The sequence below is a fragment of the Paenibacillus sp. FSL R5-0623 genome (assembly GCF_037974265.1).
GTDB lineage: Bacteria > Bacillota > Bacilli > Paenibacillales > Paenibacillaceae > Paenibacillus.
In genome coordinates this window covers 4,751,968-4,777,973 of the sequence record NZ_CP150233.1, presented here as the reverse complement: position 1 = coordinate 4,777,973, position 26,006 = coordinate 4,751,968, and the positions used below count along the sequence as shown (strand labels likewise).

The window sequence follows — 26,006 nt, the reverse complement described above, 5'->3', positions numbered from 1 at the left end:
AAAAGGAGCATGATTATGAATTTTCAGCAGATGATTCTAACGCTGCAACAATTCTGGGCCGAGCATAACTGTATTATTGTCCAGCCATACGATACGGAAAAAGGGGCAGGTACGATGAACCCGATGACCTTTTTGCGTTCGCTTGGACCCGAACCTTGGAAAGTGGCCTATGTGGAGCCTTCCCGTCGTCCTTCGGACGGACGTTATGGTGAGAACCCTAACCGGCTGTACCAGCATCATCAGTTCCAGGTAATCATCAAGCCTTCACCGGACAATATTCAGGAAATTTATCTGGAAAGTCTGAAACGTCTGGGCATTGATCCGCTCAAACATGATATTCGGTTTGTTGAAGATAACTGGGAGAATCCTTCCCTTGGTTGTGCAGGTCTTGGTTGGGAAGTATGGTTGGACGGAATGGAAATTACACAATTTACGTATTTCCAACAGGTCGGTGGAATCGAGACAAATCCGGTAGCTGTTGAAATTACGTATGGTATGGAGCGTTTGGCTTCTTACATTCAGGATAAAGAGAATGTGTTTGATCTGGAATGGGTGGAAGGTATTACTTATGGTGATGTATTCCGTCAGCCAGAATTCGAACACTCTAAATATACGTTTGAAGTATCTGATGTCAAAATGCTGTTTACACTCTTCAACATGCATGAAGAAGAAGCAAACAAAGCCATGGCGCAGCATCTGGTATTCCCGGCATATGACTATGTGCTGAAATGTTCCCACACGTTCAACCTGTTGGATGCACGTGGGGCCATCAGTGTAACGGAACGTACGGGTTATATCACACGTGTCCGTAATCTGGCTCGCCAAGTCGCTGCAACATATATGGAAGAGCGTGAGAAGCTAGGCTTCCCGCTGATCAAGAAAGGGGGAGCCGAGCATGTCTAAGGATCTGTTATTTGAAATCGGGTTGGAAGAAGTACCTGCACGGTTTATGCGCGCAGCAATCGCACAGCTACAAGAGCGTATCGTGAAATGGCTTGACGCATCCCGCATTGCTTATGGTGAAGTGAACGCGTATGCCACACCGCGCCGTCTGGCTGTTTTGATTCAAAATGTGGCTGAAAAACAGGAAGATATCGAGGAAGAAGTGAAAGGTCCTTCACGCAAAATTGCCCTGGACGACAGTGGCAATTGGAGCAAGGCTGCACTCGGATTCGCCCGCAGTCAAGGTGTTGAACCCGACCAGTTCACGTTCAAGGAACTGAACGGTGTCGAATATATCTATGCAACGAAGAGCAGCAAAGGTGTGGAGACGGCTTCCGTGGTTGGCGAAGGATTACTTTCTGTATTACATGCCATGACGTTCCCAAAATTCATGCGTTGGGCTTCCTATGATTTCAAATTTGTACGTCCAATCCGCTGGATTGTGGCTATGCTCGGCAGTGATGTTATCGATCTGGAAGTGACAGGTGTTAAATCGGGTAATGTAACTCGCGGACATCGTTTCCTCGGTAAGGAGGCCGTGATCTCCACTCCGTCTTCATACGTGGAAGTGTTGCGTGCAGAACATGTCATTGTTGATATCCAGGAACGTGAACAGATGATTGTATCCCAGATTCAGGCACTGGCTGCTGAGAAAAAATGGGATATCGCGATTAAGGAAGACTTGCTGGAGGAAGTCCTGTTCCTGGTGGAAACACCTACCGTATTATTCGGGACATTTGACTCCTCATTCTTAAATATTCCACAAGAAGTATTGATTACTTCCATGCGTGAGCATCAGCGTTATTTCCCTGTACTGGACAATGAAGGACAATTGTTGCCATTCTTCGTGACGGTACGTAACGGTGGAAGCGATTCACTGGACGTTATTGCCAAAGGAAATGAAAAAGTTCTGCGTGCACGTCTGTCTGATGCCAAGTTCTTCTATGAGGAAGATCAGAAGCTACAGATTAAGGATGCATTGTCGAAGCTGGAAAGTATCGTTTTCCAGGAAGAACTAGGAACCGTTGGAGATAAAGTGCGTCGTATTCGCAAGATTGCAGATGGACTTGCTGCCAAACTGCAAGTATCCGGTGATGTTGCTGAATCCGTTAGCCGCTCAGCAGATATCTGCAAATTCGATCTGGTGACACTGATGGTGGGAGAATTCCCGGAACTGCAAGGTGTGATGGGTGAGGATTATGCTCGTAAAGCTGGCGAAAAAGAAGAAGTGGCCAAAGCGGTATTCGAACACTATCAGCCACGTTTCGCTGGAGATCAATCCCCTGCTTCTCTTGTTGGTGCCATTGTGAGTGCTGCGGACAAAATGGATACAATCGTGGGTTGTTTCTCTATCAATATTATTCCAACCGGTTCCCAGGATCCGTACGCACTGCGCCGTCAGGCTGCAGGTATTGTACAGATTTTGCTGGATCACAAGCTTCCGCTGACATTGTCAGACGTGTTCGGAGTAGCCCTTCAAGTACATGCCCAGATGAACCTGTTGAAACGTGCAGATGAAGAGGTTCGTAAAGATCTGCAAGACTTCTTTGGTCTTCGTGTGAAAAAATTGTTGTCCGAAACCGTTCGCTACGACGTAGTGGATGCCGTAATTTCTTCCGGATTCGATGATATCAGCGCTGTGGTACCAAAAGGTGAAGCGTTGATGGCGGCTGTTCTGACAGGAGACGCATTCAAAACAACGGTTGAGTCGTTCAACCGTGTGGGTAATCTGGCTGCCAAAGCATCCAATGCTTCCGTACATCCAGAACTGTTCACGGAAGATGGAGAACGTCAGCTACATGAGGCATGGAGCAAAACGAATGCAGAATATCGTCAGGCGTTGACTCAGCATCATGCTGCTGAAGCACTGGCTATTGCATCTGCCTGGAAGGATGGTATTACCTCATTCTTCGATTCGGTTATGGTTATGGCCGAAGATGAAGCTGTTCGGGCGAATCGACTTGCCTTGCTCGCGGCTATTGATCGTGACTTAAAAGGATTTGCTGATTTTTCCAAGTTGGTTTGGTAATTGGGCGTATTTCATGAGTCCTTTTCCACAGACTTGGCGCAAAGCTAAAATTCAGTATTAAAGAAGGATATATGAGGGTATAAATATACGGAACGGGTTGTGAAATGTATTTTTTACAACCGCTCCGTATTTTAGCCTTTGATTTCCCTTGTTGTGCCAGAAGGATTTTGCCTGGCCGGGGTCGTATATAACAATATGCAGCTATTTTATGAAACCGGGTGGTCTGGGTTTGAGTGAGTTAAATATACGTCACATTGTTGTGGATGGTGATGCTTGCCCGGTCAAAACCGAGATTGCGCAAACCGCTCGCCTTTTCAACATCCCCGTATTGTTAGTCTCTTCATTTGATCATTTGCTTCAAGGAGGAGAAGGGGTACGAACCGTGCAAGTGGATCGCAGTGATCAGAGCGCAGACCTGTATATTGCTAATCATATTAAGCCATATGATGTGGTTATCACTCAGGACTATGGACTTGCGGCACTTGCGCTCGGCAAACGTTGTTATGTTTTGTCCTTTCGTGGTCGTGAATTCAACGATCGTGACATTGATTTCATGTTGGATTCTCGTCATTCTGCGGCCAAAGCACGAAAAAGAGGCCATTACGGAAAAGGCCCAAAGCCTTTCACAGAGCAGGATCGAGAAATGTTTCAACATAAACTGACAAAACTTTTAAAAGATTTGCAGGAGAATGTGTAAGTTTATCGAATTATATTTACGTGTTGAAGAGATGAAGGTGGCCAGAGATGAGTACCGGACAAGGCGGTATACCCGAAAGTATTATTGAATCGGTGTTACAGCAGAATGATATTGTCGATACGGTGAGCCGATTTGTGCATCTGACCAAACAGGGGAAGTATATGAAGGGCCTCTGTCCTTTTCATTCCGAGAAGACGCCTTCGTTCACCGTTACACCTGAGAAACAAATTTTCTACTGCTACGGTTGCGGCACGGGTGGAAATGCCATCAAATTCAGGATGGAAATCGAAGGGTTATCCTTTCCCGAGGCTGTCAAAACGATGGCGGAAGAAAGTCACATCTCTATGGGGGACTGGCAAGGGCGTGAATCTGCTCATGTGAATCCGGAGACTGAACGTCTGTTGGAGGCTTATGAGCTTACCGCGAAGCTGTATCATTTTTTGTTGAAAAATACAGAGCATGGCAAGTCAGCTATGGAGTATTTACGCTCAAGAGGTTTTGGCGACAAATTGATCGACCAGTTCCAGATTGGTTTCGCACCAAATCGTTGGGACACACTGGTACAATTTCTCGAGAAACGTAACTATCCGCTCGAAGAGATGGAAAAGGGTGGACTTCTGTCACCGCGAAATGAAGGTCAGGGATATGTGGACCGATTCCGAGACCGGATTATGTTCCCGATTAATGGCAGGAGCGGTAAGCCAATTGCATTTGCAGGACGCATATTGGGAGATGGGCAACCGAAGTATCTAAATTCACCGGAAACCCGGTTATTTAACAAAAGCCGTGTTCTCTATAATCTGCATCATGCCAAAAATGCAATTCGCAAACAAAGACAAGCCATTTTGTTTGAGGGATATGGTGATGTCATCTCCGCATGGGATCAGGATATCCAGAATGGTGTAGCGGCAATGGGTACTGCGTTAACCGAGAATCAGGCCCTGATGCTCAAAGGCATGTGCGACGAAGTCATCATTTGTTATGACGGTGACCGAGCAGGACAGGCTGCTGCACTCAAAAACTTCCCTATTCTTGAGGAAGCTGGATTGCAGGTCAAAGTGGCTCTGATTCCCGAGGGACTTGACCCGGATGATTTTATCCGGAAGCATGGTGGTGAACGGTTCCGAAACCAGATTGTGGACGGTGCCGTGACAACTACAAAATTTAAACTTATAAACTTAAAAAAAAGCCATATACTGCTAGAGGGTGGCGGACAAATCGCCTATTCGAAAGAAGCAGTAAAATTGATTGCACCCTTACCTTCTCCAACAGAGAGGGAAGTGTATCTTCGTGAACTGGCTGCAGAAGTGGACGTATCCTTCGAAACATTGAAGCAGGAGTGTAATGAAGAACGGGAGGCAATGAAAAATAACCTCCAGTACGGGGATAATAACCCGAAAAGGTGGAATAATGGTAGGCAACAAAATAGGCAGGTGCCTACACCGAATCTGTTGCCGGCTTATCACGCTGCCGAACGCAAACTGATTGCCTGGATGTTGCAGGATGATGAGGCTGCCCAGTACGTGAATGAGCATCTTGGTGAAGCTTTTAACTTGGAGGATCATGCAGCTATTGCTGCTTATCTATATGCCTACTATGCGCAAGGCAAACCGTCGGATACAAGCCGTTTTATGTCTTCACTGCATGACGATCGCCTGGAAAAAACGGTCAGTTCAATCTCGATGATGGATGGTCCAGGTGAATGGAGTATTCAAATGCTCGATGATTGCATCAGGGAAGTGCTGAAGCATCCGCGTAAGAAAGAGTACGATTTGAAAAAAGAAGAAATGATTGCTGCAGAGCGGGCAGGTGATTCTGTACGCGCGGCACAGATTGCAATTGAAATGATTGCCCTAGAGAGACAGTGAACGTCTGATGATTAGATGTTTCTAGGGAGGAGGGAGTCGAGTTATGGCGAATGATCAGCATACTGAACTAGAAACAGAATTGACATTGGATCAGGTTAAAGATCAATTGATTGAATCAGGTAAAAAAAGAGCTTCGCTGAATTACAAGGAAATTATAGAGAAACTCTCTCCTTTTGAGCAGGATGCAGAGCAAATGGATGAATTCTATGAGCAACTGAGCGATCTGGGTATCGATGTAGTGAATGAAAATAATGAAGAGGTTACACTTCGTCCTAGTGAAGATTCCGAGAACAACACCAGAGAGGGAGAAGACGAATTCCACTTTGATGATGATCTGAGCTTGCCGCCAGGTATCAAAATCAATGACCCTGTCCGTATGTACCTCAAGGAAATTGGTCGTGTGCCACTGTTGTCGGCAGATGATGAAGTACAACTTGCTAAACGGATTGAGAACGGGGACGAAGAAGCCAAGCGTCGTCTGGCTGAAGCGAACCTTCGACTTGTAGTCAGCATCGCCAAGCGTTACGTTGGACGTGGAATGTTGTTCCTTGATTTGATTCAGGAAGGTAATATGGGTCTGATCAAAGCGGTTGAGAAGTTCGACCACAAAAAAGGATACAAGTTCAGTACGTATGCTACATGGTGGATTCGCCAAGCGATCACTCGTGCTATTGCTGACCAGGCGCGTACCATTCGTATCCCTGTACACATGGTGGAGACGATTAATAAGCTGATCCGGGTATCCCGTCAGCTGTTGCAGGAACTAGGGCGTGAACCGACACCAGAAGAAATCGCTGCTGAGATGGATCTGAGTGTAGAGAAAGTTCGTGAAATTACGAAGATTGCACAGGAACCGGTTTCTCTGGAAACCCCGATTGGTGAGGAAGATGATTCCCACCTGGGTGACTTCATTGAGGATCAGGAAGCACTTGCTCCGGCGGATGCTGCTGCGTATGAGTTGCTGAAAGAACAGCTCGAAGATGTATTGGATACACTGACTGAACGTGAAGAGAACGTGCTTCGTCTACGTTTTGGTCTGGACGATGGACGGACGAGAACGCTGGAGGAAGTCGGCAAGGTATTTGGTGTTACGCGTGAGCGTATTCGTCAGATCGAAGCCAAGGCTCTTCGTAAATTGCGTCACCCGAGTCGTAGTAAACGACTCAAGGATTTCCTCGAATAATCGAACTATGGGAGACTTTCCGCAAGACGCTTTAGCGGCGGCGGGGTCTCCTTTATTTTTAATTTAAACGTCTTGATTTCTTGGTTTTGGAAATTCATCCTTGAAATGTTTTATTGGATTTTATTTTATCGCTTTTCCTTGTTCAATGCAAATCAATAAATTAAATGAATGGTGTAGGTGCTTCATGAAACTTTCGAATCGATTACAGCGAATACATGATCAAATTCCCGATGGCAGCCGCTTGGCTGATATCGGTTCAGACCACGCGCTGCTGCCAGTAGCCGCAATCCGAAGTGGGAAAGCTGCAAGTGCAGTAGCCGGGGAAGTCAATCCTGGACCTTATGATGCTGCATGCAAACAAGTCAGTGATGCTGGCCTGAAAGAAAAAATAACGGTACGCCGTGGAGACGGATTGGATGTAATCTCTGCAGGAGAAGTGGATGTCATCACCATTGCAGGCATGGGTGGGGCCCTGATTGCCTCTATTTTGGACCGAGGTTTATCCAAACTGGAAGGAGTCCAGTTACTTATTTTGCAACCAAATGTGGGAGAGGATATCCTGAGACGCTGGTTGTTGGAGCATCACTGGGTGGTTGTAGCAGAACAATTGCTCGAAGAAGATGGCAAGATCTATGAGATTATAACGGCGATGCCACAATCCGTAAGCCCGATTGCCAATGTAGAGGTGTATCGTGCACGTCCGCTTCAAGGCGGGGCAGAATTAACGGAAGATTTGCTGCTGCGGATGGGACCTTATTTGGTGGATCGTCCATCGGATGTATTTTTTGCCAAATGGGAAAGTGAGATCATCAAGCTGCAAGGGGTTGTAAACTCGATCTCCAAATCCGATCAGGATTCTTCCCGGGACAAGGCGGCTGAGGTAGAGCGTCTTATCGCAAACTTGAAGGAGGTTTTGGCATGTTTGCCAAAGGTCAAACTGTAATTCAACTGATGGAGCAACTCGCTCCCAAACATCTGGCTGTACCGGATGACCGCATTGGTCTGCAGCTCGGCAGTTTGCAAAAAGAAATCAGTCACGTATTAGTAGCTTTGGATGTGACGGATGAAGTGGTGGAGGAAGCGATTCGTATCGGTGCCAACCTGATTATCGCTCATCACGCGATCATTTTCCGTCCGGTTAAGTCACTGAGTACAGATACACCTATGGGTAAATTGTATGAAAAGCTGATTAAGCATGATATTGCTGTCTATATCAGTCATACGAACCTGGATGTGGCCGAGGGTGGTATGAATGACTGGATGGCCGAGGCACTTGGCATTGAGAGTAAAGAATCGCTGGAAGATGTACACACAGATCATCTGTACAAGCTGGCTGTGTTTGTGCCTCGTACCCATCATGAACAGGTTCTTCAGGCCATTCTGGAAGCCGGAGCGGGGAGTATCGGTCAATATAACAAGTGCAGCTTCAACACGGAAGGTACAGGAACGTTTGTACCTGGTGAAGGGACTCAACCGTTTATCGGTACCCAAGGGCAGATGGAACGTGTGGAAGAAATGCGGATTGAGACCATCGTACCCCAAAGTCTGCGCAGTAAGGTCGTTCAGGCGATGCTTAAGGCTCATCCGTATGAGGAAGTCGCCTATGACCTCTATGCAATGGATTTAAAGGGCCGTACGCTTGGTTTGGGACGCTTGGGACCCCTTAGGGAACCTAAGACATTAGGTGAGCTTGTGGAGGTTGTGAAGACCCAATTCCATGTGCCTCATGTGCGTGTAGTAGGAGATCTGAACAAGCAGATCAAAAAAGCTGCGGTTCTTGGCGGCTCTGGCAGCCGTTATGCGCTTACTGCCCGCTTCAAAGGTGCGGATGTTATTGTGACTGGAGATATCGATTACCACACGGCTCATGATGCGTTAATGGCAGGTATGTGTATCATCGACCCGGGACATAATTCCGAGAAGATTATGAAACCAAAAACAGCGGACTGGATTCGTTCCCGTTTGGAAGAAAAACGATATGATACGCAAGTTACGGCTTCTGAGGTAAATACGGAAGTATTCCAGTTTATCTAAAAAGACCGTTGATGTACGGCTTCCAGTAATATTAAGCTTGTCTGGGAACCTAAATGCCTGTATACTATGTAATGTTGTTCGGAAAGTTTGACAGACAATCGCTGGTGGCCTTTGTTGCCACGAGAGGAAAGTCCGGGCTCCACAGGGCAGGATGCTGGATAACGTCCAGTCAGCGCGAGTTGAAGGATAGTGCCACAGAAATGGACCGCCGATGGCCGGATTTTCCGGCACAGGCAAGGATGGAACCGAGGTGTAAGAGACCCCGAGGAACGCTGGTGACTTCGTTCCTGGTAAACCCCATCTGGAGCAAGACCTAATGGGACACAGCCGCCTTTTCGGAGGAGGCAACCTTAGCCCGAGGTGTGTCTAGGTTGGTCGCTTGAGCTGTGCAGCAATGTATGGCCTAGATAGATGATTGTCGCTTCTGGTGGGAGGGTAGTTCCCGTATGAACCACGAAGAGCACAGAACCCGGCTTACGGTAAGCTTTCCTAACTGCAACAACAACATCATAGCAACACAATGTAGTCCACCTATCAGTCGAGGACAACTCGTATGAATCATCCGATGGCCTGACTGATCAGAAGGACCCATGAACATCTGAACAAACATAACTCCTGTTGATAACAGGTTCTATAAAATAAGGCGGCATGCCCGAGATTCTCGGGCATGCCGCCTTATTTTTGTTTCTCATATCAAGTCATTAACCTTCATACGCTAGTGGATAGCAAAACGTTTATGACAGTTCATTACAGTGTAACAACACTGTCCGATGTCAAGGAAGCATGCCAGCGTTGGATGGCGCGATCCATTCTTTCCACGGCTTCCGGAAGAAGCTCAGGGTCCGTATGAGTAAAGTTGATTCGCATGCGGTTTAACTCTGGTGTACCTGCATAGAAGGAATCACCCGGGACAATGCACACTTTCTCCTGGATACCATATGTGAACAGATTGCTTGCCAGCATGCCTTCAGGCAATTGCAGCCACAAGAACATGCCACCTTGTGGTGAGTTCCACGAGATGCCTTCCCAAGCTTTGGCTGCCATGAGAGTCGTCAGTGTTTTCATGCGTTGTTCGTAATCCTCTGAAATATGGCGGATATGCGCATCCAGATCGAAAGATTCAAGCAGTGCATGAAGCGCTCTTTGGTCAATGCTGCTGGAGTGCAAGTCGGCACCTTGTTTGGCTCGTGCTGCCATTTTGACAATATCGGGAGCAGCCAGTATCCAGCCCGTACGAAGGCCAGGTGCTACCGTTTTGGAGAATGTACTGGTGTAGATAACGTTAGAAGGGCCGTCATAGGATACTGCATCCAGTTCTGCGAGTGCAGGGACATCCAATTGCTCCGGATTGAACCGAATTTCACCATAGGGATCATCTTCCAGAATGAGTACACCATACTTGCGGCACAGATCCACAGCCTGCTGTCTTCTTTCTCGTGACCATACTTTTCCAGTAGGATTGGAGAATGTTGGATTAATATAGACAAGTTTTGGACGATGCGACTGGAGCTGTTCCTCCAGAGATTCAGGCAACATACCGTGATCATCACAGGCTACACCGTGAGATTCAGCCTGATAGGAATGAATGACTTGCAGAGCAGCGAGGTAGGTTGGTGATTCAACCAATACGCGGTCACCTGGGTCAAGAAGGATGCGGCAAACCAAGTCAATGGATTGCTGTGAACCTGTAGTGAGAAGCATGTGATCGGGTGAAGCGGGAATGCCCTTGGATTCAAGACGTTCGGCAATTTTGGCGCGAAGAGGACGGTAACCCTCAGTCTCCGCATATTGAAGAGCGGCTGCTCCGCTCATAAATACTTTTTCATATGCAACGCGGATAGCTTCCAGCGGGAATGAAGTCTGGGCTGGTAATCCACCGGCTAGTGAGATCATTCCAGGTGCCTGAGCGGCCTGGAGCATGTCGCGAACGACAGAGGACGGGGTGTTTTGTGCCATTTTGGACCAAGGGATACTCATGTTATTCTCATCTCCTGTTATTCACTGTTATACTGATATTATAAACTATAATAGACGGACTACACTATAACAGTAAAATGAAGATCATAACAGTTGGGGGAGCACATATGCATATTGAATTAAAGCGGGGAAGCAGTACCAAATTGTACGTGCAGATTGCGCTAACGATTGCCGATCGCATCAGATCAGGACTCATTGAACCCGGAACCCGACTTCCTTCTGTTCGTAAAATGACCGCGGATTTGGGTGTCAGCTTGGTCACTGTATCCAAAGCGTATGCTGAACTTGAAGCGATTCAATTGATCACCTGCTCCCAAGGGAAAGGTTGTTATGTGAGAGGTACATTGAACGTGGATCAGATGGAGGATGTGGACCGAACGCAGCGAAACAATGCCAATAGTGAATCCAGTACGTCATGGAATTGGCAGATGGCACTGGTGGATTATTTACCGCGAGCCCAGCTCTGGAGACATTTTGATACGTCACCTCAAGTACGGTATGAACTTCATATGTCAGCGATTCAGCCTGAACTGTTGCCTACACGCGAGATTATCGACAGCGCCTACCGACTCTCCTCTGATCATACAGAGCGTATGGCAGCTTACGGATCTTTTCAGGGGGATCGGGAACTTAGACAGATCTTTGCCGAACATTTTGCCGAGCGTGGACTACAGGCTGCACCTGAACGCATGTTAATTACAAGTGGTGCTCAGCAGGGGATCGATCTTGTGGCACGAACTTTTGTCGGACCTGGGGATGTTGTGTACATGGAGGCACCAAGCTATACCGGAGCCATTGATGTATTTACGAGTAGAGGCGCGAAGATCATTACGGTCCCGATGGATGACGAAGGCATGCGTATTGATCTGTTGACCCGATTATGTGATACCTATCCGCCCAAGCTGATCTATACGATCCCGACCTATCACAATCCAACAGGGATCACGATGAGTGCAAGAAGACGTGCACAGCTTCTTAATCTCGCGCAGAGCTACCACTGCCTCATTCTGGAGGATGATCCTTTTGCAGATCTTTATTTTCGTGAGCCTCCTCCGGCGTCCATTAAATCGATGGATGGGACAGGTCATGTCGTTTATATCAAAAGCTTCAGCAAGGTGCTCTCTCCCGGTTGCCGTATAGCCTGCGCCATCGCAGACGGAAGTGTATTGACCCGGCTTGTGGCCGCAAAATCTACGGCGGATTTGGGGAGTCCGCTGCTTACACAAAAGGCGCTGCAATCTTTCATTCAGAATCAGTATGGTGCCTATGTATCCCGATTAAGGGATGAATTGTATTCTCGCTTGTGCGCAGCATCCGAAGTGCTGGAACAGCATGCTACTACGGGTATGCAATGGCGCTTGCCAGAGGGAGGACTCAATCTGTGGCTTCAACTTCCGAGTAACCTAGATATGCGTGAGTTGCATCATCAGTCACTTGCTGCAGGGGTTTCTTTCCTGCCAGGTTCCGCCTGTTATGTAGGAGAGATGGATACACCAAGTCTGCGTATCTGCTTCACTGTAACAAACGTTGAGCTTTTGTGTGAAGGACTCCGTGCACTGTGCCAAGTCATTGACAGAGTAACACCTGGGCAGGGTGGGACAGTGGCGGACAGGCTACCGCTTATATAATTTTTCGGACTATGGACATACATCCAATCCACTTTCGATCTGCTGCAATAGGTTATAGTATCACCAGAAAGGGAGTTGGTTTTGAAATGAACCATTACTGTCCACCGCTTTGCCCGATTGTCTGTGACCCGATCCAGGTTGTTGAGGATTATTACATCCCACAAATCGTGCCTGTAATCCACCCGATTGAAGTGATCAAAAAACATCACTGTGTTCCGATTCATCACCACATGTATCCTGTTGTTGTCAAAGAAGAAGACCCTTGTTATGTTTCCAGCCATAATCCGAAGAAAAAATCCGTGAAAAAATCAAGTAAAGCCCGCACATCTTCTCGCAAGCGCTAAGCGCAGCGGGTGCCCCGGGGAAATGAATATAAACCAAAAGAGCAGCGTACGCCCCGGGGCGCAGCTGCTTTTGTATTTTTACTGAGTAGAGTTATTACGATTAAGGAGTATACTTTTTCATCGTATTATCCATTTGTTGTCTGACATGTTGCGGCCAGAACTGCAAAGGAGCGCTGTTGCCTGATGCGGCTTGCAGTGCCTTATAGACATCGATTTGGCCATAGCCGAAATACTTGTCGTGACCCGGATCACCGAGGTCAATAACACTTTGGCGCATCAAATCCATCACTTCCGTGTTGGTCAAGTCCGGGTTCAACGAACGGATCAAACCTGCAAGTGCGGCTACATGGGGGCTAGCCATGGACGTTCCAGACAAGGCTGCATACTGATTGTTTGGATAGGTACTGGCGATACTGGACCCTGGAGCCATCACATCTACATAATCCCCATAGTTGGAATAGGAAGCTTTACTCATATCCGGGTCCGTAGCAGATACGGCAAATACTTCCGGATAAGCAGCAGGGTATCCTGGACGCTCTGTATTATCGTTCCCCGTGGCTGCAATCAGGACGATATCCCGGTCAAAAGCGTATTTAATGGCATCATGAAGAAATTGCGCATCAGCATAATTGCCCAGACTCATGTTGATAACTTTGGCTCCATGATCGGCTGCCCAGATGATGCCTTCGGCAACGGCATACGTGGTACCAGAACCTGAGTTGTCGAGTACTTTAACCGGTAGTACCTTGTTATACCAGCTCATGCCTGCAACGCCTTCGTTATTGTTGACAATAGCGCCGATAATGCCTGCGACGTGTGTTCCATGTCCCACATCATCCATCGGTTGGCTTCCCGGCTCGACCACATTATAACCCTCAAGGAGCTTGCCCTTCAGGTCAGGATGATTCATATCAACCCCCGTATCAACCACTGCAACGATGACATCTTTGTTTCCTTTGGTAATATTCCAACCTCTGTTTGTCTCAATCGCAGGCAGGTTCCACTGATAATCGGAGAACAAAATGTCATTGGGTATCGTTACATCTGTTTGTTCAGTTACGGCATCATTGGTTAAATACATATAGTGGGGCTCCATATAGAGTGGATTCCATTTGCTTTCGAAATAACTATGCAATTGCTTGTAACTCATGTGTTCTGACCGAAAAACATACGTGTATCCCAGCTTGCGCGCAGATTGCGCTCTCAGATCAGATTTAATGATACGCATGTCCCGTTCACCGGGATCCTGGCGAAAACGGATGACGATTTCATTTTCATAAAAATGACTGGCATTGGCATTATCATGTCCGGTCTTCACTGTGATTTCGTTAAGCGTATCCGGGTGAACAGATTCAATTTTGAATTTACCCTCACGCGGATAAGGGATCATGCGCAGATTTTTGCGCTGATGTTGTTCAACAGCATTTAATACGTTCTGGCTGAACAAGGCAATGACAGCTCTTTTGCCATCTTTGGAGGGTTGCCCCATAACAAAATATTTTTCCTTTCCTAAAGGAAAAGAAGAGGATTCAAAACTTTGACGTTTGTTTACCGCTTTTTTGGCAAGATTGAGCGCATGTTGAAGTTTCTGTTGTTCCAACTTGCTTCCTTGTGTGGAGGCCTGATCAAAGGGTTTGTTAAAAGAGCCATTGGTATTCATGAGATGAATGGATCTGATATGTTCATGTGAACTTTGGAGATCATTCACATATCGGCTAACCTGCGCAGCATTCATTGTGGCGGTTTTCTCCAGCATGATACTGAGATGTTGCTTGGCATCCATACGGGTCAGAAGATCGGTTGCTTTGACATCCTGCACTTTCAGACGCTGCTTACTCGTGTGCTCTTCATGAGCAGAATCTGACAGGGCACTTGGCTTGGGTTCTTGACGATTTGATGTTGGAAGCAGAAGCGTCAGGGCGAGTGCTCCTGCACCAGCTGCAAGGGCCCAGTTAATCCATTTCGGTCTGGACATGGTGGGTGGAACCTCCTTCGTTCATTTTGGACAATCATTAACAGTGCTTCATCGTTGTCACTGGTTATATCTATCGTTAGAAAAAGCGGATATTTTTATGCAGGCGAGTTCAAGTCTGACTGCGTATAATAGGCATGTTTAACGGCAGAAGCGGAAAGCATGATTAAGGGATACCGCTCGTCATCTTTTTATGGTAGGATTATAGCTGAGAATTCAAAGGTCAGGGGAAAACCACCGTTGGCCGACCTATATGTAAGGACTTATTTAAGGGGGAGCTACCTTTATGTCAGCAGCCAATGTACAGAAAACATGTGAGTCAACTAGGGAAAAGTTAAAACCGGCTATCGATCGGATTGAAAATTTTTTGAATGAGAATGCTTTGCCTGAACTGGATCAGAATCAGACGGAAGAATCAACAGCCTTCTACAAAGGATTTCTTTCAGATCTCCGTCATTTGCTCGTTTTTTCTGAAGTTTCTTACGAAAAACTTGGCGTTGTGCTGCGTCGTGCCAACTTTGATGTCGATTTTGCCGAAAAGGCTCTTTATAATACGTATCACCAATGCGTAAACAGCTTTTTCTATCCTAAAAATGAATGTTATTCCGAAGACGGAAGATACGCTTACACAGGACAAGATGCCATTCGTTTCCGTGACAAGCCAATCCGTGCAGTACGGGATGTCATTCTTGAGGTTTCCAAAACGTACGAAGAATTGCGCGATGATCTGGCATATTATGAAAGTGATTACCTGACTCAGCGCCGTATGCAAAATCAACGGAATCACGCCTAATGAACGTTTAAACCTGAATATGAAATTGGACGAAACCGCCCTTGTGGCGGTTTTTTTGTGTTTTCAGTAAGGATCAGACGAGGTTGATCATGTCATCATCTGGCATTTTGACGGGGGAATATCAGGTTTGTGGCGGGGAGACAATAGTAGTCGAGGTGATAAAAAATGAGCCAAGACAAACCAATTGTCAAATGCAGCGTCTCCAACTGCAACTTTTGGGGAGAGAACAACTTCTGCCAAGCTGATGCCATCATGATTGACATTGACCAACATGCCACTCGTCGTCTGCATGAGGAATTTGCCGGTGAGACATTTGACTCCGATCACCATGATCATGCACGCACATCCTCTGCAACATGCTGTCACACGTTCAAACCCAAGTGAGCAGTCATCCCTATTTCATAACGGAGGTGCTTCCAAATGGAAAATGACGATAATAAGTTTAATTTTAAAGATCGCCCTGAAACCAATGTTGACGGTGAAAAACAGCGTATGCGCGTCGATTATCCCAGAAAAACACATCGGGAAGAATACGGGGCAGAGGTTGCTCCTCCGACTGTCGTAAGAACTGGAGGTACCGAACGCTCAGAACCTGTACCTGAGAAACATGAGGCAGACCGTGTCATGGAGTCAACAGGCAAGGTCGCAGGTTATATGGGGCTGGCCTTCGGCATCGCGTCCTTGTTCATGTGGTCAATCGTACTTGGACCAGCGGCAGCCGTTCTGGGTTACTATGCTTATGTGAATGGTCGTAAGACAGCGGGAGCTTGGTCCATCGGACTCGGTATTGTAGCCACGCTGAGTTATTTTTTCATGATTCCATTTGCTCGCTAGAGTGCAAAATGTTCATTCAACAGCCTTCTGTTCTCACCCAAATGCGGTGAATTACAGAAGGTTTTTTTCGTATATGTGCAGGTTAGGTGGGAAGATTCATATATTTTTTTGAAAACAATGGAACCTTGTTGTAAAACGATGTAGAATAAGGTCATAATACGCTTAATTATACGGGAGTGGGTATAACTCATGCAGATTGATCCAAGCGGATCGCGGCAGTTATTGGAACTGCAATTGTCCAATGTGAATAACCAAACTAGTGGATCACAACCAAATGCTGGTTCAACTGTGGATTTCGCCAATGTGATGGATGGGCTGTTAGGTACGGGTACCAATTCGATGAGTAATACGGATTCCAGCGCTACGGTCTCCAAAAGATCCAGTGATGGTTTGTTGTGGCTGCAACTCGGAAGCACGTACAATCCGGATATAAATACGGCAGGATCGTCCTCTGTCTCCAATAACATCGTTGGGTCTTTATTATCTTCATCCAATACAGGAATCGTGGATTCCGGTGCATCTGTACCTACGGATTATGAATCTTTGATTGCCGAGGCAAGTGCCAAATACGGTGTTCCTGAATCATTGATCAAGGCCGTCATTGACACAGAGTCCAATTTTAACCCAAATGTCGTGTCCTCCGCGGGTGCCAAAGGGCTTATGCAATTAATGGATGGTACGGCTGCAGGGCTGGGTGTGAGTAATTCATTTGATCCTGCCCAGAACATTGATGCGGGTACGAAGTATCTTTCCCTTCAGCTCCAGCGTTTCGGTGGAGAAGTGAAGATGGCACTTGCTGCATATAATGCAGGACCGGGCCGTGTTTCACGTCTGGGCGTGTCTAGTGATAGCGAACTGATGAGTGTACTTAACCGTTTGCCTTCCGAAACACAGAATTATATCTCCAAGGTGGAGAAGGCACAGTCGAAATATGTGATCTAAACTCACAGATAGACATTTGTGAAAACACATGATAGGCAGGATGAGATCAAATGTGGGAGCAGTAGCGCTTGAAACGCATGTTCCCGGTTGGTCTTTTTGTGTTGTATGGGTATCGTGTTACAATGCTCACTGTAGATTCATGAACGAAGAGATAAAGGGAGGTCTAACCTCATTTGAAATATTTTGATTATGCTGCAACCACACCTCCCCATCCCGATGTGATTCGTACGATGGCCGAAATTATGGAGACACAATTTGGTAACCCGTCCTCCATCCATGGGTATGGAGAGCGTGCTCATCAGTTGCTGCGTCGTGCACGATCCGGCTGTGCTGCGGCAATCGGCGTTAAGCCTGAGGAGATTGTATTTACTTCCGGTGCGACCGAGAGTAATAATCTCGCGATAAAAGGTGCGGCATTACGTTATCAGTCACGAGGCAGACACATCATCACTACGGCTACCGAGCATGCCTCGGTGTATGAAAGTTTTATGCAATTGCAGCAGTGGGGATGGGAAGTGACATTAGTTCCTGTGAATTCCGATGGAGTGGTCAACGCTCAGCAGGTTGTAGACGCGATCAGGCCCGACACGGTGCTTGTAAGTCTGATGCATGTAAATAATGAAACGGGAGCCATCCATCCGATTGCAGAAATCGGCAAACAGCTCAAAAAGGAAGCACCACGGGTGCTTTTCCATGTGGATGGTGTTCAAGGCTTTGGAAAAATGAAGGCAACACCTGCCGCTTGGGGTGCAGATCTGTACAGTCTGTCTGCTCACAAGATTCGTGGACCGAAGGGAGCGGGTCTCCTGTATGTGCGAAGTGGAGTGGAGCTTACGCCACTATTGTCAGGAGGATCACAGGAGCAAGGCCTAAGAGCAGGCACAGAAAACGTGGCCTTGCTGGTAGGCATGGCAAAGGCCATGCGAATGGCAGCAGAAGATCAGGTTGATTTTGCCCGGCGTACAACGGTGCTCCGTGATCGGTTGATGGACATGATACGTGACATTCCCGAATTTGAATTGAACAGTCGCACAGAGGGTGCACCTCATATTGTGCACTTCTCCTATCCCGGGATGAAGGCAGAAGTGGCGCTGCACACCTTGGAGCAACTTGGCGTAACCATATCGACTCAATCTGCCTGTTCTTCGCGTTCGGCTGAACCGAGTCGGGCTCTACTTGCGATGGGCAGAGATGCAGCTTGTGCTGGTGGCGGATTGCGTATTAGTCTTGGAGATGAACATACAGAAGAAGATGTAGCCTTGCTTGAGCGGGCTTTACATCAGATGGTGGCGCAGTTGCGGCCCCTCGAAAGGCGGATGTAATGGATATGAAATATGATATGCTGCTTCTCCGTTTCGGAGAGTTTATGTTAAAAGGGAAAAATCGTGCCCGATTTGAAAAAACGATCATTACACAGGTGAAAGCTTTGCTTAAACCTTATCCAGGAGCGAGCCTTCGCAAAGAATATGGCCGTGTCTATGTAGATCTTGGCGGTGAATCACATACTGAACTGATTAAGGTGCTGAAACGGGTATTCGGCGTGATGTCGATTAGTCCGGTTAAAGTTACTCCATCCGAGCTTGATGAGATTGTGAAAACAGCAGTCGCGTTTATGGACGAAAGGGAAGACGAATTCAAGGAAGGTACCACATTCAAGGTAAATGTAAGGCGGGTATGGAAGGAGTTCCCGAACTCTTCCCACGAAATGAACCATCTGGTTGGTTCCCCGATTCTTCGGAAATTTCAGCAATTAAGTGTTGATGTTCGTCAACCTGATATTGAGCTGCGAGTGGAAATTCGGGATCAGGGTACCTATATTTTCAACGAAACCATTCCGGCAGTAGGTGGCTTTCCACTGGGTACGAATGGCAAAGCAATGGTACTGTTATCAGGTGGAATAGACAGCCCGGTTGCAGCCTGGTCTTCCATGCGCCGTGGACTTGAAGTGGAATGTGTACATTTTTACAGTTACCCGTTCACAAGCCAGCGTGCCAAAGAGAAAGTCATTGATTTGGCGCGTGCCCTTGCTGATCATGCAGGAACAATCAAGCTGCATCTGGTTCCATTTACAGAGATTCAAACGGCATTTACCCAGCTGGGTCAGGACAATCTGATTATTACGCTGATGCGACGTTCAATGCTGCGAATTGCATCCAAACTTGCCGAGCGTGAGCGGGCACTCGCACTGATCACCGGGGATAGCCTGGGCCAAGTAGCGAGTCAGACTCTTCCGAGTATGAATGTCATTGGACGTGCAACGGATCTGCCATTGTTGCGACCACTGGTTATGATGGATAAACAGGAGATCATTACCCTGTCCAAACAGATCGGAACGTATGACATATCTATTTTACCATATGAGGATTGCTGTACTCTCTTTGTGCCAAAGTCACCTTCAACCAATCCAAATCTTCGAATTGTGGATAAAATAGAATCAACAATGAGCCATCTGTCAGAATGGGTGGATCAGGCGGTGGAACAAACTGAAACGATCACCCTGCATGCCGGTGAAACTTCTGTGGTAACGAATCAGACAGAAGACAATGGCATGAAGGATGACTGGTTCTAAACTCAATAAAAATTAGCATGGCTGACATAATAAGGGCTATGTTAACTGCAAAAAGGACTGTTCGATGAAATATCGTTCAGTCCTTTGCTGTATTCAGATGAAATTTTTAGTTTAATTTAGCCTACGAATAGGAGCGCTGCTGTTCCCCGTCAGATCCCTTGTGGCTGGAACTGCTGGATCGTTTGCGATAACCTGCAAAGACTACGCCTGCAATAACCACAACGATGAAGAGAATGCGCAATGCCGGATGTTCAGTAAAGTAAGGCAAGAGTCGCTGTTCCTCAGTGATCATATTAGAAGCCGTATACCCGAGAACAATGGCTCCGACATAGATAATCCAAGGAAAATGATTAATTAGTTTGATAAACAGGGTACTGCCCCAGACGATAATAGGGACACTAATCAGGAGTCCAAGGATGACAAGCACGAGATGCTGCTGGGCTGCTCCAGCAACTGCGATCACGTTATCTAATCCCATGGCTGCATCCGCGATTACGATGGTACGAATTGCGGTCCACAAGGAAGTTCCCGCCTGGACATCATTGTGTTCATCACCCTGATCCGCCAATAGTTTATAGGCAATCCAGATCAGAAGTATGCCTCCCACAAGCAAGAGCCACGGAACTTTAAGCAACCATAACACAACAACTGTTGCTAAAATTCGAATCAAAAGTGCGCCGCCAGTTCCATATAAAATCGCCTTTTTCTGCACGGAAGGGTGCAAATTTCGAGCTGCGAGACCAATGACGATGGCATTATCTCCAGCCAGAATTAGATCAATAAAGACAACGTTCAGCAAAGCCAGCCAGAATGTGGGACTAAATAGCTCCATGAGATATGTCACTCCTTATATACGGTTCAATCATTAAGAATAGCATGGACAACTCTGACATACAAGTTAGTGTGGGGGGATGAGGACATGGATACACTCTGGCTTTTAACTGAAATTTTAATGATCAATCTGGTGTTGAGTGGAGATAATGCGGTTGTTATTGCGCTTGCCAGCAAGGATCTGCCACCAATACAACGCAAAAAAGCGGTATGGTGGGGAGCTTTTGGTGCGGTGTTGCTGCGTTGTGTATTAACCTTTGTAGCGGTATTGTTGCTGGGAATTCCCTTTATCCAAGCGGCAGGTGGGCTGTTGCTACTCTGGATTGCAGTAAAGCTGCTGCTTCAAAATGATGATGAAGTACATATTCGAGAAGCTTCTACGACCTGGAAAGCCATTCAAACCATTCTGATTGCCGATTTTGTAATGAGCTTGGATAATGTTTTGGCCATAGCGGCTTTGGCAGATGGAGATTTAGCTTTGATCGTCATTGGTATTGCAATCAGCATCCCAATCGTCGTATGGGGGAGCGGGTTAATTGTTGGTTTGTTGAAGCGATTTCCGATTCTTGTATTCGTCGGATCAGGCATTCTGGCCTTCACAGCAGGTGAGATGGTGATGAAAGACCCCAAGTTAGGAGAATGGCTGGGAGGTATGGCATCAGAGGTGCATACGCTGCTTCCCGTAGCAATGGCTTGTCTTGTGGTTGCGATTGGAGGCGCACATAAATTTGTGCGTAAGAACGCATAGTTTAATTTTGGATAAAAGCTTGAACATATGACCGTCTGAACCGTCCGGTTCAGGCGGTTTTGTGTTGAGAGAATACACTTGTGAATACAACAACCAATGGGCTGTCATAAGTTGCACATTTTAGGGTAATACAGGTAAAGGGCGCACGCAAAGTGCGACATAAAGTATAGTTTTTTGCCGAAACATCGGATACACTAGTAGCAGGATTACAGGTTTGGAAATCAACAGTCAGCATGGAATGCGTATCGCTTATGAAGAAATAAAGTACATAGCCATAGTATAAGAGGTGATTGATAATGAGGATGAGAAATGAAAAAGCGATTGGACTATTTATTGTAGCTGCGGGAATTGTTATTCTGCTTGGCAAGTTTGGCGTGTTTGGATTTATTGGTCGCAATTTCTGGCCTTTGCTGATCCTGCTGCCAGGCATCGCCCTTCATGCGTTATATTATGCGCGTATTTCACCATCATGGTCACTCGTTCCTGCCGGCATACTAACGGTGTATGGTGTTTTATTCAGTATAACGAATACATGGGGCGCTGGACTTATGAGCAGGCTGTGGCCAGCATTCTTGCTTGGGATCGCCATAGGTTTGCTCGAATATGGAATGGCTGAGCGGCGAAGACCGGAATATGTGTTACCTGCAGCTTTGATCTTTGGTGCGGTGTCCATCATATTATTCGGATTTACCTTGCTGCAAACGGGAATAATCTATGTACTTGCTGTCCTTTTGATCTTGGGCGGAGTCTGGTTATTACTTGGACGAGGACGTCAAGGGAGAGGCTGGTAACATTCCCAGTGGTCTTCTCGTGCGAAATATCTTGATTTTTACCTATAATAAACTATAATATAAGGGATATAGACATGCGTCGGGATATCACCGACGCTTATTTTGTGAGTAACCTGCGAAATTGCGGGAAGTTTAAGTAGATATGATTTGAAATTGGAAAGGATATGGATACAAAACATGCATTCAAGAGAACACATTCGCAATATTGCGATTATTGCCCACGTCGACCACGGAAAAACAACACTCGTTGACAAGTTGCTCCAGCAATCCGGTACTTACCGAGATCACGAAACGGTACAGGAGCGCGTAATGGACTCCAACGATTTGGAGCGTGAACGCGGTATTACGATTTTGGCCAAAAACACGGCTATAACTTATAAAGATTACCTGATTAATATTGTGGATACACCAGGACACGCCGACTTCGGTGGTGAAGTTGAACGTATCATGAAAATGGTTGACGGTGTATTGCTCGTTGTTGATGCTTATGAAGGCTGTATGCCACAAACGAAGTTTGTACTTCGTAAAGCACTTGAGCATAACCTGACACCAATCGTTGTTGTAAACAAAATTGACCGTCCAGCGGCTCGTCCGACTGAGGTTATTGATGAAGTATTGGACCTGTTCATTGAACTGGGTGCCAACGATCAACAACTCGAATTCCCTGTTGTATATGCTTCCGCATTGAACGGAACATCCAGCATGGATAATGATCCTGCCAAACAAGATGACAACATGATGGCGATCTACAATACCATCGTTAGTCATATCCCACATCCTACCGAAAATGTTGAAGAACCGCTTCAATTCCTCGTTACTTTGATGGACTACAATGAATACCTTGGCCGTATTGCCATTGGTCGTGTTAACCGCGGTGTGATCCGTCAAGGACAATCGGTAACGGTTATTATGCGTGATGGTAAGAGCAAAACTGCACGTATCGAGAAACTGTTCGGTTTCCAGGGTCTCAAACGTATTGAGACGGAAGAAGCAGGAGCAGGCGACATCGTTGCCATTGCAGGGATCAAGGACATCAACATTGGTGAAACCATTGCCGACCCTAACAACCCGGAAGCTTTGCCAGTTCTGAAAATTGATGAGCCAACACTGCAAATGACGTTCCTCGTGAACAACAGTCCATTCGCAGGTCGTGAAGGTAAATGGGTAACTTCCCGTAAACTTCGTGAGCGTTTGTTCAAAGAGTTAGAAACAGATGTTTCCCTTCGTGTTGACGAAACGGATAGCCCTGATGCATTTATCGTTTCCGGACGTGGTGAGCTTCACTTGGGTATCCTGATTGAAAATATGCGTCGTGAAGGATATGAGCTTCAAGTATCCAAACCAGAAGTTATCGTAAGAGAAGTTGACGGTAAGAAAATGGAACCTGTTGAGCGCTTGTTGATTGATATCCCTGAAGAGAGCATGGGTTCCGTAATGGAGAGCCTGGGCGCACGTAAAGCAGAGATGGTTAACATGGTTAACACAGGTAGTGGTCAAGTTCGTCTGGAGTTCCTGATTCCAGCACGTGGTTTGATCGGATATAGCACAAACTTCCTGACATTGACTCGTGGTTACGGTGTAATGAACCATGCATTTGACAGCTACGCTCCAGTAGTATCCGGTCAAGTGGGTGGACGTCACCAAGGCGTGTTGATCTCAACTGAAACGGGTACATCTACGTTCTATGGCATGATGGGCGTTGAGGATCGCGGTACGCTCTTCTTGGAGCCGGGAACTGAAATCTACGAAGGTATGATTGTTGGTGAACATACACGTGACAATGATATCGTTGTTAACATCTGCAAAGAAAAACAACTGACTAACGTTCGTTCTTCCGGTAAAGATGATACGGTTAAAATTAAAACTCCGATTATCTTCTCATTGGAACAGGCGCTTGAATATCTGAATGAAGATGAATATTGTGAGATTACACCAAAATCTATTCGTCTTCGTAAAAAGATCCTGAACAAATCCGAGCGTGAGCGTGCAGAAAAACAACGCAAAATGGCTTCTAAAGCCTAATAACAACAAAATAATTTATATAAGTTAGCATTTGATGAGCCCGACAAGTAACGAGAGCTTGTACAGCTAAAGTAGTGTAGGGATCAGAATCGATTCTGAAGAAGCGAAGCGTTCGCCTTTATCCCCGGATTTTACCATTGAAAAATGGATCAAAAAAATCTGGGGATAACAGCGATCGTAAGAACGAGCTGAGACCGAAACGATCACGACGCACGTACTGGGCTCTCTAAGTTGCTAGAGGGGATTCCATCAACCAGTTAACTTATATCCTAGCATGAACACGAAAGGAGCTGGCTGTGCATGCAAGCATGGTTCGCATCACACCCGATCGTAGCCTACATCGTCATCTTTGTATTGATTACTTACGTATATAACAAGGTGTTTCGGGTACGTCAGAAATTGCCACTTGGTAAGGAAATCGTTCTCTATATTTTGATGGCGATGGGCACATTCATGCTTCTTATTTTTCAGATCGACAAGCTGCCCATCATTCAATGTTTGTTGGTCGCGGTTGGTTTGATGTTGTTAGTGAGAGTGCGTTATTTTATTGAAGGTCGTCAAAAGAAAAAAGCGGAAGCTGCCGCTCGAAACTCATAAATCCTGTCTTGTACAGACCATCCGTTTTCCTTAGGGAAAGCGGTTGTCTTTTATTTAGACAAAAACAGATGTGATAAAGGTGTTGAAGATATGAACTCAAATTCGAACGGACTGCCTCCACGGAGACAGGCACCAACGCAATCGGGTGCTTCTGGATCGAAGAATAGCAAGGGCAAGCAGCCTAAGAAGAAAAAGAGAATGAATGCTTTTGGCAGAATCCTTTTAAGTCTATTGGTTATTGCCATTGTGGTAGGCGGTGGATATGCGTACTGGGTATACAATCAAGTCGTGGATACAGGCATCGATAAACCGGTACCTCCCGGGATGTCAGCCACAACCAAACCGATCACGATGCTGTTATTAGGTACAGATAACCGTCCTGAGACTGGCACATATCTCTCGGATGTTGTTATGGTGGCTTCGTTAAATCCGGAGACCAAGACGGCAACCATTGTATCTTTGCCTCGAGACACGCGTATTCAACTGGATGGGTACAAATCCAACAAGCTGAATTCCTATTATCCAAGATTCAAAGCACAGGAAAAAACCACTGGCAAAAATGCAGAGGATCAGATGAAAGAAATGATGGGCAAGTATTTGGATGTAGATATTAATTATACAACCGTCCTGAATTTCCAGGCATTCCGTGATGCTGTCAATGCCGTGGGTGGCGTGGACGTGACTGTGGATAAAAATATGTGTTATAGAGATACAGCCGATGGTACAGATATCAATCTGGTCGCAGGCGCACAACATCTCGATGGTAAAGCGGCACTAGATTTTGTTCGGTACCGCAAATCCAATTGTAATCCAAAGACGGATGAATCCAATGACTTTGATCGTAACAAACGTCAAAACCAAGTGCTGAATTCCATGCTGGATCAGATGAAATCTCTTGGGGGCATTACAAAGATCAGCAAAGTGATTGGTGCAGTTGACAAGAATATGACGACAGATGTGGAATCGGAACAAATGAAAAACTTTATCTCGACGTATTGGAACATTTCCACTTCGGATGTGCACTATACTCCGGTTACCGGAGAGTGGAGAAGTCCATATGTGTATATTAATGAGACGGAACTCGCCAATGCAAAGCTGGCTTTACAAGATACACTTTCAGGTAAAGTAACAGCTTCACCTTCAGGCGAATAACCTTCATTCTTTTGGGATTGGAAGCACGTTAATCGGTATGCTATAATAACATA

Annotated in this window: 23 protein-coding genes and 1 other RNA gene; 21 read left to right on the top strand and 3 right to left on the bottom strand. The window is 46.3% G+C overall.

Going from position 1 to position 26,006, the window contains the following annotated elements:
- Nucleotides 1–15 precede the first annotated feature (15 nt).
- The 8 genes from glyQ (at nt 16) to rnpB (ending at nt 9,245) form a co-directional block, all read left to right on the top strand.
- On the top strand, nt 16–903 hold the full coding sequence (gene glyQ, locus MKY92_RS21015; protein ID WP_017687252.1) for a glycine--tRNA ligase subunit alpha: 888 nt from the start codon (nt 16–18) through the stop codon (nt 901–903).
- Nucleotides 896–2,971 carry a glycine--tRNA ligase subunit beta gene (gene glyS / locus MKY92_RS21010; protein WP_339297495.1) on the top strand — a complete coding sequence of 692 codons (2,076 nt, stop codon included), beginning with the start codon at nt 896–898 and terminating at the stop codon, nt 2,969–2,971. The genes glyQ and glyS overlap by 8 nt, the downstream gene beginning before the upstream one ends.
- Nucleotides 2,972–3,179: 208 nt before the next feature.
- Nucleotides 3,180–3,668, top strand: a complete 489-nt coding sequence (locus MKY92_RS21005; protein WP_339297494.1) for a DUF188 domain-containing protein — start codon at nt 3,180–3,182, stop codon at nt 3,666–3,668.
- A gap of 47 nt (nt 3,669–3,715) precedes the next feature.
- Complete coding sequence (dnaG, locus tag MKY92_RS21000; protein ID WP_221821991.1) at nt 3,716–5,536, top strand: DNA primase; 1,821 nt, start codon at nt 3,716–3,718, stop codon at nt 5,534–5,536.
- A gap of 43 nt (nt 5,537–5,579) precedes the next feature.
- Nucleotides 5,580–6,719 carry an RNA polymerase sigma factor RpoD gene (gene rpoD, locus MKY92_RS20995; RefSeq protein WP_017687256.1) on the top strand — a complete coding sequence of 380 codons (1,140 nt, stop codon included), beginning with the start codon at nt 5,580–5,582 and terminating at the stop codon, nt 6,717–6,719.
- A gap of 184 nt (nt 6,720–6,903) precedes the next feature.
- Nucleotides 6,904–7,662, top strand: a complete 759-nt coding sequence (locus tag MKY92_RS20990; RefSeq protein WP_339297493.1) for a class I SAM-dependent methyltransferase — start codon at nt 6,904–6,906, stop codon at nt 7,660–7,662.
- Nucleotides 7,638–8,753 carry a Nif3-like dinuclear metal center hexameric protein gene (locus MKY92_RS20985; protein WP_339297492.1) on the top strand — a complete coding sequence of 372 codons (1,116 nt, stop codon included), beginning with the start codon at nt 7,638–7,640 and terminating at the stop codon, nt 8,751–8,753. The genes MKY92_RS20990 and MKY92_RS20985 overlap by 25 nt, the downstream gene beginning before the upstream one ends.
- Before the next feature lie 82 nt (nt 8,754–8,835).
- An RNA gene (gene rnpB, locus MKY92_RS20980) (RNase P RNA component class A) lies at nt 8,836–9,245 on the top strand.
- Nucleotides 9,246–9,500: 255 nt separating this feature from the next.
- Here rnpB and MKY92_RS20975 read toward each other — a convergent pair.
- Nucleotides 9,501–10,730 carry a PLP-dependent aminotransferase family protein gene (locus MKY92_RS20975; RefSeq protein WP_221821996.1) on the bottom strand — a complete coding sequence of 410 codons (1,230 nt, stop codon included), beginning with the start codon at nt 10,728–10,730 and terminating at the stop codon, nt 9,501–9,503.
- A 107-nt stretch (nt 10,731–10,837) separates the two neighbouring features.
- Between MKY92_RS20975 and MKY92_RS20970 the strand changes: the two genes are divergently transcribed.
- Nucleotides 10,838–12,358, top strand: coding sequence for a PLP-dependent aminotransferase family protein (locus MKY92_RS20970; RefSeq protein WP_339297491.1), 1,521 nt, complete (start codon nt 10,838–10,840; stop codon nt 12,356–12,358).
- Between the two features lie 86 nt (nt 12,359–12,444).
- Nucleotides 12,445–12,702 (top strand): hypothetical protein, encoded by a 258-nt coding sequence (locus MKY92_RS20965; protein WP_076211601.1) that lies wholly within the window; start codon nt 12,445–12,447, stop codon nt 12,700–12,702.
- A 100-nt stretch (nt 12,703–12,802) separates the two neighbouring features.
- Here MKY92_RS20965 and MKY92_RS20960 read toward each other — a convergent pair whose 3' ends face one another.
- Nucleotides 12,803–14,677, bottom strand: coding sequence for a S8 family peptidase (locus MKY92_RS20960; RefSeq protein WP_339297490.1), 1,875 nt, complete (start codon nt 14,675–14,677; stop codon nt 12,803–12,805).
- Between the two features lie 283 nt (nt 14,678–14,960).
- On the opposite strand from MKY92_RS20960, the gene MKY92_RS20955 reads away from it, so the two are divergent.
- The 6 genes from MKY92_RS20955 (at nt 14,961) to thiI (ending at nt 19,812) form a co-directional block, all read left to right on the top strand.
- Entirely contained in the window at nt 14,961–15,467 is a 507-nt protein-coding gene (locus MKY92_RS20955) for a YpuI family protein (protein ID WP_017687263.1), read from the top strand.
- Between the two features lie 165 nt (nt 15,468–15,632).
- On the top strand, nt 15,633–15,851 hold the full coding sequence (locus MKY92_RS20950) for a DUF1540 domain-containing protein (protein ID WP_076211597.1): 219 nt from the start codon (nt 15,633–15,635) through the stop codon (nt 15,849–15,851).
- Between the two features lie 108 nt (nt 15,852–15,959).
- On the top strand, nt 15,960–16,301 hold the full coding sequence (locus MKY92_RS20945; protein ID WP_237175704.1) for a hypothetical protein: 342 nt from the start codon (nt 15,960–15,962) through the stop codon (nt 16,299–16,301).
- 189 nt (nt 16,302–16,490) lie between these two features.
- The gene (locus MKY92_RS20940; protein ID WP_339297489.1) at nt 16,491–17,243 is read left to right on the top strand and encodes a lytic transglycosylase domain-containing protein; all 753 of its coding nucleotides are present in this window, start codon (nt 16,491–16,493) and stop codon (nt 17,241–17,243) included.
- A gap of 173 nt (nt 17,244–17,416) precedes the next feature.
- Nucleotides 17,417–18,565: a cysteine desulfurase family protein gene (locus MKY92_RS20935; protein ID WP_339297488.1), complete on the top strand. Its 1,149-nt coding sequence runs from the start codon at nt 17,417–17,419 to the stop codon at nt 18,563–18,565.
- Nucleotides 18,566–18,570: 5 nt separating this feature from the next.
- Nucleotides 18,571–19,812, top strand: a complete 1,242-nt coding sequence (gene thiI / locus MKY92_RS20930) for a tRNA uracil 4-sulfurtransferase ThiI (protein WP_339301864.1) — start codon at nt 18,571–18,573, stop codon at nt 19,810–19,812.
- Between the two features lie 121 nt (nt 19,813–19,933).
- On the opposite strand, the gene MKY92_RS20925 is transcribed toward thiI, so the two are convergent.
- Complete coding sequence (locus MKY92_RS20925; RefSeq protein ID WP_221822006.1) at nt 19,934–20,644, bottom strand: TerC family protein; 711 nt, start codon at nt 20,642–20,644, stop codon at nt 19,934–19,936.
- Nucleotides 20,645–20,731: 87 nt separating this feature from the next.
- Here MKY92_RS20925 and MKY92_RS20920 point away from each other — a divergent pair, with 87 nt between their 5' ends.
- From MKY92_RS20920 to MKY92_RS20900, 5 genes are all read left to right on the top strand, one after another.
- Nucleotides 20,732–21,391, top strand: a complete 660-nt coding sequence (locus MKY92_RS20920; protein WP_091014030.1) for a TerC family protein — start codon at nt 20,732–20,734, stop codon at nt 21,389–21,391.
- 296 nt (nt 21,392–21,687) lie between these two features.
- Nucleotides 21,688–22,182 carry a hypothetical protein gene (locus MKY92_RS20915; RefSeq protein WP_339297487.1) on the top strand — a complete coding sequence of 165 codons (495 nt, stop codon included), beginning with the start codon at nt 21,688–21,690 and terminating at the stop codon, nt 22,180–22,182.
- A 177-nt stretch (nt 22,183–22,359) separates the two neighbouring features.
- Nucleotides 22,360–24,204 (top strand): translational GTPase TypA, encoded by a 1,845-nt coding sequence (gene typA / locus MKY92_RS20910; protein ID WP_036674819.1) that lies wholly within the window; start codon nt 22,360–22,362, stop codon nt 24,202–24,204.
- 300 nt (nt 24,205–24,504) lie between these two features.
- The gene (locus MKY92_RS20905) at nt 24,505–24,801 is read left to right on the top strand and encodes a YlaH-like family protein (protein ID WP_036614990.1); all 297 of its coding nucleotides are present in this window, start codon (nt 24,505–24,507) and stop codon (nt 24,799–24,801) included.
- 90 nt (nt 24,802–24,891) lie between these two features.
- Nucleotides 24,892–25,953 carry an LCP family protein gene (locus MKY92_RS20900; protein WP_339297486.1) on the top strand — a complete coding sequence of 354 codons (1,062 nt, stop codon included), beginning with the start codon at nt 24,892–24,894 and terminating at the stop codon, nt 25,951–25,953.
- Nucleotides 25,954–26,006: the final 53 nt, after the last annotated feature.

Coding starts and splice junctions, on each gene's coding strand:
- MKY92_RS20940 (WP_339297489.1), top strand. CDS start 16,491: ATGCAGATTGATCCAAGCGGATCGCGGCAGTTATTGGAACTGCAATTG.
- typA (WP_036674819.1), top strand. CDS start 22,360: ATGCATTCAAGAGAACACATTCGCAATATTGCGATTATTGCCCACGTC.
- MKY92_RS20905 (WP_036614990.1), top strand. CDS start 24,505: ATGCAAGCATGGTTCGCATCACACCCGATCGTAGCCTACATCGTCATC.
- MKY92_RS20945 (WP_237175704.1), top strand. CDS start 15,960: ATGCGCGTCGATTATCCCAGAAAAACACATCGGGAAGAATACGGGGCA.
- MKY92_RS20990 (WP_339297493.1), top strand. CDS start 6,904: ATGAAACTTTCGAATCGATTACAGCGAATACATGATCAAATTCCCGAT.
- MKY92_RS20975 (WP_221821996.1), bottom strand. CDS start 10,730: ATGAGTATCCCTTGGTCCAAAATGGCACAAAACACCCCGTCCTCTGTC.
- dnaG (WP_221821991.1), top strand. CDS start 3,716: ATGAGTACCGGACAAGGCGGTATACCCGAAAGTATTATTGAATCGGTG.
- MKY92_RS21005 (WP_339297494.1), top strand. CDS start 3,180: ATGAAACCGGGTGGTCTGGGTTTGAGTGAGTTAAATATACGTCACATT.
- MKY92_RS20920 (WP_091014030.1), top strand. CDS start 20,732: ATGGATACACTCTGGCTTTTAACTGAAATTTTAATGATCAATCTGGTG.
- MKY92_RS20965 (WP_076211601.1), top strand. CDS start 12,445: ATGAACCATTACTGTCCACCGCTTTGCCCGATTGTCTGTGACCCGATC.
- glyS (WP_339297495.1), top strand. CDS start 896: ATGTCTAAGGATCTGTTATTTGAAATCGGGTTGGAAGAAGTACCTGCA.
- MKY92_RS20925 (WP_221822006.1), bottom strand. CDS start 20,644: ATGGAGCTATTTAGTCCCACATTCTGGCTGGCTTTGCTGAACGTTGTC.
- MKY92_RS20955 (WP_017687263.1), top strand. CDS start 14,961: ATGTCAGCAGCCAATGTACAGAAAACATGTGAGTCAACTAGGGAAAAG.
- MKY92_RS20950 (WP_076211597.1), top strand. CDS start 15,633: ATGAGCCAAGACAAACCAATTGTCAAATGCAGCGTCTCCAACTGCAAC.
- MKY92_RS20900 (WP_339297486.1), top strand. CDS start 24,892: ATGAACTCAAATTCGAACGGACTGCCTCCACGGAGACAGGCACCAACG.
- MKY92_RS20915 (WP_339297487.1), top strand. CDS start 21,688: ATGAGGATGAGAAATGAAAAAGCGATTGGACTATTTATTGTAGCTGCG.
- thiI (WP_339301864.1), top strand. CDS start 18,571: ATGAAATATGATATGCTGCTTCTCCGTTTCGGAGAGTTTATGTTAAAA.
- MKY92_RS20970 (WP_339297491.1), top strand. CDS start 10,838: ATGCATATTGAATTAAAGCGGGGAAGCAGTACCAAATTGTACGTGCAG.
- rpoD (WP_017687256.1), top strand. CDS start 5,580: ATGGCGAATGATCAGCATACTGAACTAGAAACAGAATTGACATTGGAT.
- glyQ (WP_017687252.1), top strand. CDS start 16: ATGAATTTTCAGCAGATGATTCTAACGCTGCAACAATTCTGGGCCGAG.
- MKY92_RS20960 (WP_339297490.1), bottom strand. CDS start 14,677: ATGTCCAGACCGAAATGGATTAACTGGGCCCTTGCAGCTGGTGCAGGA.
- MKY92_RS20985 (WP_339297492.1), top strand. CDS start 7,638: ATGTTTGCCAAAGGTCAAACTGTAATTCAACTGATGGAGCAACTCGCT.